We start from the raw sequence: 8,373 nt of genomic DNA, 5'->3' as shown, positions 1-8,373 counted from the left end.
ATCTGACGACGGAAATGCCGCTTTCCATACCGCAGCTATGATGATCCGGTCCCGTTGCAGTCGAAAGGGTCGGAAACTACTCAGGCGCATTTTTATCGGTCAGATCCAACGTTTGTCGCCATACATGGGGCGCGTTCGTTCCGCTCGATCCTCATCATCAGGCGGCCCGACTCGACTGGATCGTGAACGATGCGGGTTTGACGCATGGGATCGTTGACGTTGCGGCGGATGAAATGATGCGTCAGCGGTTCGCGCACTGTTTGACAGTATCGAACGTGAGGGAGTCGTTAAGCGTAGAGGTTGGTGAGGATAACGATGAAATATTCGTCCATCCACGCGCCGCTGCATACATGATTTATACATCCGGCTCCACGGGAACGCCGAAGGCGGTCGTGGTCGAGCATGGGCCGCTTGCCGCGCACTGCGACGCGTTGACGGCAGCCCTGCCTATTCAGGCGGATGATCACTTGCTGCATTTTGCATCGGTCAATTTCGATGCCGCGCATGAATGCTGGCTCGCTCCGCTTGCCGCGGGTGCGAGCATCGTGATTACAGATCCGCCGCCGTTCGCACCTGAGGCCGCGCTCGCGATGATCAATCGCGAACAGGTGAACATTGCGGCTTTCCCGCCTGCTTACCTGCGTGAGTTTGCTGCGCTTGCCGGTCGATCCGGCGTGCCAGCGTCGTTGCGTGTGCTTGCGTTTGGCGGCGAGGCGCTGTCAAAGGATGCCTTCGATACGGTTCGGCGTGTGTTCCCGGCCGTGCGGCTCGTGAACGGATACGGGCCGACCGAAACCATCATGTCTCCGATGTTATGGCCCGTCGCGCCGCGTGCCACGCCCGATCTCGCCGGCGATGACGCATATGCGTCGTTGCCGATCGGATGGGCTATCGGGCCACGCGTGGTAGGTATCGACGGTGCGCAGGAAGCGGGGGATGTGGGCGAATTGCTGCTCGGCGGCGCGTGTATTGCACGCGGTTATCACGGCCGTGCGGCGCTTACCGCTGAACGTTTTATTCCCGATGCATCCGGCGAGCCGGGTGCGCGGATTTATCGAACGGGTGATCGTGCGCGTCAACGGGCGGATGGCGCATACGACTATCTTGGCCGTATCGATGATCAGGTGCAGGTGCGCGGCGTTCGCGTCGAGCCGGGCGAAATCGCCGCGTGTTTGCGAGCGCATCCGCTCGTCCGCGATGCAGCCGTGCTCACCGATTCAACCGATGGCCGCACCGTGCTGACAGCTTGCATTGTGACGGCAGATGCGCTGGACGATGCGACGATCAAGGCATATCTGGAGCAACGCTTGCCGGATGCCTGGCAGCCGCATCGATACACACGCCTCGACAATCTTCCATACACGCTCAACGGCAAGCTTGATCGCGAGGCTTTGAGGTACGCGGTAATGGCGCTGGTGTTCAAGACCGATTCGAACCATGCAGCACCGCAAACCGATACCGAACGGTGGCTAGCGGCATGCTGGCAGCGTATTTTGAGCGACCCGTTGCCTGTTGGCCGCACGGATCGCTTCTTCAACCGCGGCGGTGATTCACTTGCGGCAATGCAATTGCAAGCCGCGATCCGCAGCGAACATAACGTCAATCTGCGGCTCGATACGCTATTCGATGACCCCCAGCTCGATGCACTTGCGGCGTTGATCGACAGCAGCGAGCGTGAATCCGGCCTGGTTCACGTCGCATTGAAACGCATGCCACCGATGCCGGCCAATGCGAGTTTTGTTGATCGGCCAGCGTCGTTCGCGCAGCAACGTTTCTGGGTGCTTGCGCAGACGCAAGATGCGGGATCGGCTTATCACATCGCGGGACATTGGGCGCTTCGTGGCGCCCTGGATTCCGAGGCGCTGCAACGCGCGCTGGATCACGTCATGGAGCGCCACGATGTGTGGCGTACGACTCTTGTCGAGAACGATGATGGCGTCGTCATGCAGCGCGTCCATGCGACGTTGCCGGTGCGCATCGGCCACGTTGATCTGCGTCATCTGAACGACGCCCTGCAAGACGAGCAAGCAGACCTTCTCGCGCAGGATCACGCGGCAAAACCTTTTGATCTTTCCGAAGGCCCGTTGCTGCGCGCAGATTTAGTGGCGTTCGCAAACGATTCACATCGGCTGATGCTCGCGGTGCATCACTCAGTCAGCGATGGCTGGAGTTCACGCTGCGCATTCGATGAACTCGCGGCCGCTTACACGGCGTTCGCCGAGGGTCGCGATCCCGCCTTACCAATGTTGCCGATCCAGTACGCGGACTACGCGCAGTGGCAACAGGAGGTGGTCGAAGGCGTAGAGGGCGCGCGCCAGATCGAGTTCTGGCGCAAGGAACTCGATACCGCGCCCGAGCCGCTTGCGCTGCCTTGCGATCGAACGCGTACTGCGGAACGCGATCATCGCGGAGGGCGGGTGTCGTTGCGGCTGGGTGCACGCACGTCAATGGGTGTGCACGAACTTGCGCATCGCGTACATGCGTCGCCGTTTGCAGTGCTGCTCGCTGCGTTCGATGCCTGGCTTTATCGGCTGACGGGCGCAACGGATCTGGTTGTCGCGGTGCCGGTTGCGGATCGCCAGCGCGCGGAAACCGCGCCTTTGATCGGGTTGTTTTTGAATACGCTCGCGTTGCGTACGAAGGTTCAGCCGCTCGCGTCGTTCGAAGTGTTGCTCGACTCCGTTCGAGCGACTTCGCTTGATGCATTCGGTCATCAGGACGTGCCCTTCGATCAGGTTCTGGACGCTGTAAAACCGCCTGTGCGTCGCGGCGAAGAATGGCTGCGCGTGAAGTTCGCCCAGCAGTTCGATACGGAGATCAAAGCCGCATTGCCCGGCGTGTCCGCCATTGCAACGCCCGGTCCTGACCTCGCAGCGCGCTTCGATTTCGCGCTCGACTTCACGGTCGATTCGCGCGGCATCGAACTGGTGTCTGCCTATGCACTGGATTGCATCGATCCCGCCACGGCAGAAGCTTGGCTTGCGAGCTTCGCGGCTCTTGTGACGGATGCCGTGCGTGATCCGAAGCTTGCCGTTGCGCTGCTCGATTGCGCCGGTACTTCCGATGTGCGAATGCGGCGCATGTTGGCTATCGAGGGCAAGGACGTTCTGTCGCTCAGCGCCGCTCATGCGGTTTCAACGCCCCACTGCGTGGCGGTCGCCGACGAAACGACTCAACTGACATGCGCCGAACTCGACGATGCATCGGACCGCGTTGCGTTCGCGTTGCAACAACGCGGTGCAGCCATCGAACAGCCGGTCGTGGTGTGCATCGAGCGCTCGGTGCGCTTTGTCGTGGCCTTGTTGGGCGTGCTGAAATCCGGCGCTTACGCAGTCCTGCTTGATCCTGCGATGCCATCAGAACGCCTCGCCGCTGCCGCCGAAGCTTGCGGGGCGCGCCTGGCGCTCGTTTCGAAGGGACCGCGAAGCATTGCCAACGCGACGGTACTGGATATCGATGCCATCGAGCAGGATGTCTCGCTTTCCAACGCGGCCGCCCGTCGTGTTTCGCCGGTGCCGCATCAGGCCGCGTACCTGATCTTCACTTCGGGCTCCACAGGCACGCCGAAGGGTGTCGTGGTGTCGCATGGCGCGCTCGCGGACTACGTCCAGGGGATGCTTGACGAACTCGACTTCGCGCCCGGCGCATCCATGGCGATGGTCTCCACCGTCGCAGCCGATCTTGAACATACGACGTTGTTCGGCGCGCTGTGCTCCGGCCGCACGCTGCACTTGCTGCCCGCGTCATGCGCGTTCGACCCGGACCGTTTCGCCCAGGAAATGCGGACCCGCGACGTCGGCGTGCTGAAGATCGTGCCGAGTCATCTTCATGCGTTACTCGATGCGCAGCGTCCTGAGGACGTGTTGCCATTGCACGCGTTGATAACAGGCGGCGAGATCTTGCCATGGGCCTTGGTCGACCGGATCGCCGCGCTCAAGCCCGGTTGCCGCGTGATCAATCACTATGGTCCGACTGAAACGACGGTGGGTTCGCTCGCTTGCGATACGTCGGCCTTGACGCAAGCACATTCACGAGGGCAATCGGTGCCCATCGGCCGGCCCTTGCCGAACGCGTATGCATGCGTGCTCGACGCATTCGGGTCGTGCGTGCCGGCCGGTGCGATCGGAGAGCTGTATCTGGGTGGTCCGGGCGTCGCGCGGGGATATCTGGGACGCGCGGCTGCCACCGCCGAAAGGTTTGTTCCCCATCCAGAGGCGTCGGGCGAGCGCCTTTACAGAACGGGCGACCGCGTTCGCTTACGTGCCGATGGTCAACTGGATTTCCTCGGGCGCCTCGACGATCAAGTGAAGATCCGCGGCTACCGGGTTGAGCCGGGTGAGGTGAGCGCGACGCTGCGATGCATCGACGGTGTTTTGCAAGCAGAGACGCTTGCGGTCGAACACGAAGGGCGCTTGCGCCTTGCATCGTTCGTCACATTGCATAAAAACAGCGTTCATACGGAATCGGCGTTGCGCGAAGCGCTCGCGCCAAGCGTGCCCGAATACATGGTGCCCGCCGTGCTTGTGGTGATGGACGCGCTTCCAGTAACGCCCAATGGCAAGGTTGATCGCGCCGCGCTGCGCGAAGCCGCAGCCACACCCGTAAGCGTTGAAAGTGACGGCGACGCACCTCGCGGACCGAGGGAAGAAACGCTCGCTGCCGTCTGGAAAGACGTATTGAAGGCGGAGCGGGTTGGACGCGCCGACAATTTCTTCGAACTTGGCGGCGACTCGATTCTCGTGCTTCAGATCATTGCCCGGTCACGCAAACGCGGCGTGCGTTTCACGCCGAAGCAACTCTTCGATGGTCCAACCATCGCGCAACTGGCCACAGTCGCTACGTCAATCGATACAGCGGCAGCGCCGATGGCGAGCGCGCCGGTGCGTGCGTCGACTGCTGTCCTGACGCCCGCGCAACTGCGCTTTTTTACGCTGGACATGCCGCAACGCGGGCACTGGAACCAGTCGGTCGAGTTCGATACGCAAACGCCGTTTGATCTCGAAGCTTTCGCACGGGCCTTCGATGCGCTGCTAACGCATCATGATATTTTCAGCCAGCGGTTCGTGCAGAGCGCCGGCGGAAGTGGATGGTCGATCGTTCGAGCACCGAAGCCCTTCGATACATTGCCGCTTGCAGCGACCACTGCCAATGATCAGGCTGACGCGCTCGCGCAGTTCGACGCATTGCAATGCACGCTCGACATCACGAACGGACCGCTTGTCTGCGCGTTGGCCGCGGCGCTTCCGGATGGCAGCACGCAGCTCTATCTGGCGATCCATCACCTGATAATCGATGGTGTGTCCTGGCGTATCCTGCTCGATGATCTGGACGCAGCTTATCGCGCCGCAATCGATCGTCGCGCCATACAGTTGTCGCCCGCTGGTACGCGAGCACAGGACTGGGCCGCACGTCTCGCACGTGCCGCACGTGAACCCACATCCCCGTTCGCGCAGGAAACGTCGTACTGGTGCGCACTTGCCAGCTCACACGAGGATATGCCGCTCGACCATCCACAAGCATTGGCGACGAATGCCGACGCCGTTGTTTTCGAGCAGACGCTGGCCGCCGACCTCACGCGCGCAGCGTTGAACGAAGCAAATGCTGCGTACCGGACGCAGACAGTCGAGCTGCTGGCCGCTGCGCTGGCCCATGCGATCGGCGAGCAAACCGGACATTCGTCGTGCCGTATCGAACTCGAAGGTCATGGCCGCGAGGTGTTGTTCGATGATATCGACGCAAGCCGCACGCTTGGCTGGCTGACGAGTCACTATCCGGTAGCGCTGGACATCGACGCGTTGCCTCTGGTAACGCTGACGCAGGCCAAAGACACGTTGCGCGCAGTGCCGCACAAGGGTCTCGGCTTCGGCGTCCTGCGTCACTACGCCGACGACGCGACACGCAACGCGCTTGCAGCGGTACCGCGCCCGCGCGTGACGTTCAACTATCTCGGTCAGTTCGACGCTCCTCGCGATGCGTTGCTCGTGCCGCATTTTGGAGGCGCCGGCTGCGAACGCGACCCGGCGGGACCGCTTGGCAACGCGCTTGCGATTCACGCATATATCGATACAAACGGTGCCCGCACGCTCAAATTGCAGTGGGTCTATGCCGCGACGCAATTCGATCGCACGACGATTGAAGCGTTGGCGCAGCGCTTCGAAACGATCCTCGCACAGATCGTGGCAGCGTGCGCGGATCGTCTGAAGCTCCAGGGTGGCGGAGCGACCCCGGGCGACTACCCGCTGGCGCTCAAAGCGGGTTTGAACCAGGCCGCGCTCGACCGCGTGCCGCACGATCTTCGCTCGGTCGATGACATCTATCCGCTCTCACCGATGCAGCAAGGAATTCTGTTCCACTCGCTGCTCGCGCCGGAGCAGGCGACCTACGTCAATCAACTGGTTGCAACGTTGCATGCGCCGGATGTACAACGCCTTCGCGCCGCATTCGAAGCAGCAGTGCCACTTCATGACATTTTGCGCACGAGTTTCACGCCTGACGAAGCCAAGCCGATGCAAATCGTGCACCGCCAAGCGCGCATGTCTGTTGACCTGCTCGACTGGCGCGATCATGGCGATAACACGCTCGAATCATGGCTTGCGGCGGATCGGGCACGTGGTTTCGATCTGAATACACCGCCGCTGATGCGCGTGACGCTCATCCAGATCGCGGACGACGAGTGGAAGCTCGTCTGGACCCGCCATCATTTGTTGCTCGATGGCTGGAGCACCGCGCGTCTCTTCGCCGATATCCTGCGCGATTACATCGACCCGCCGCAGGCGCAGCGCTTCTCGGTGCGGGCGAAGTCGCGCTATCGTGATTTCATTGCGTGGCTGGCCGAGAAAGATGAAGGCGTCGAAAAGGCGTTCTGGCTCGAACGTCTTGCCCGTCTCGACGAACCGGTGCTCGTCGAGAAACGCAATGTGGCTACGCAGACGGGCAATCGCACGTGGCGAGCAACGTTCGACGCGAACATCATGAGCCGCGTCACGGAAACTGCACGCCGGCTTCATGTCACGCTCAACACGCTGGTGCAGGGCGCATGGGCTCTTGCATTGCAGCGGGTCACACATCAGTCATCGGTTGCGTTCGGCGCGACGGTCGCGGGTCGGCCGGATGCCTTGCCCGATGTCGATAGCGTGCTTGGTCTTTTCATCAACACGCTGCCTGTAATCACGGCGCCGTCACCCCATCGTGAGGCCGCGACGTGGTTGCGCGAGTTGCAAAGCGATAACGCGGCTGCCGCAGAGCACGCCCACACGCCGCTTGCAGATATCCAGCAATGGGCGCGTCAGGGCGGCAGTGCGCTCTTCGATACGCTGGTCGTTTTCGAAAATTATCCCGTCGATGAAGCCTGGGCCGGCCGCAATGAACGCGCGCTCAAGATGCGCGACTTGCGCAATATTGAAGCGACAGATTTTGCGGTGACGCTCGTGATTGAAGCCGGCGAGTCGATGGCGATCGACTACGGTTACGACGCGGCGCGGATCGATGAAAAGCGCGTGACCATGCTGCATCGCGCGTTCGCTGCATGTCTGGAAGCACTTGTTATCAACCCGCACGTGTTGCTCGGCACGATCTCGATTGCAAGCCCCGAAGATATCGTCAGGATCGCGCAATGCAACGCGACATCACGCACTTGGCCGGCGCAACGACAACTGCCGCTGCATCGCCAATTCGAACATGCGGCTAAAGCGTCGCCTGATGCCATTGCGCTTGAATTCGCCGATGCAAACGGCGAACTGCGGCAGATGCGTTATGGTGAACTCGATGCGCTAGCGGATCGCGATGCCGCAGCGCTGGTGGCGAAGGGCGTCAAACCGGATACGGCGGTAGCGTTGTGCGTGGATCGATCGTTCGACATGGTCATCGCGCTCATGGGCGTGTTGAAGGCGGGCGCGGCATACCTGCCCATCGACCCGGACTACCCCCCTGAGCGTATCGCGTACCTGCTCGACGACGCAAAGCCCGCAGTCGTTCTGACGCAAGCCCATCTACGTGAGCGTATCGAAGCGGACAGTGCGCGCGTCTTCACGGTCGCCGAACTGATGCAAGACGATACGGCGCACGCCCTGGATATCGGCGTAGAAGCGCAACAGCTTGCCTACCTGATCTATACATCGGGTTCAACGGGCAGACCCAAGGGGGCGGGCAATACGCACGGCGCGTTGTCGAACCGGATCGCGTGGATGCAGCGTGCTTACGCACTGACCGATCGCGATGTCGTGCTGCACAAGACGCCGTTCGGCTTCAAGTCATCTGTGTCGTATTGATGATTCGCCGGTTCAGCCGTTTTGCCATCAGCTTCCAGAGATAGCCCGATGACAGCGGTGGAACTCGGCCGCAGATGTTGCGGATTTGCTGTCGACGCATAGTACT

At 61.5% G+C, this 8,373-nt stretch carries 1 pseudogene; it reads left to right on the top strand.

The annotated features are described in order from the left end of the window. Window positions 1-128: 128 nt before the first annotated feature. Window positions 129-8,258, top strand: a pseudogene (locus ACRXB1_RS23830) (amino acid adenylation domain-containing protein); the annotation flags it as partial. Window positions 8,259-8,373 lie beyond the last annotated feature (115 nt).

Source organism: Caballeronia sp. M23-90, from assembly GCF_053574605.1.
This window is presented reverse-complemented; position numbering and strand designations above follow the sequence as displayed.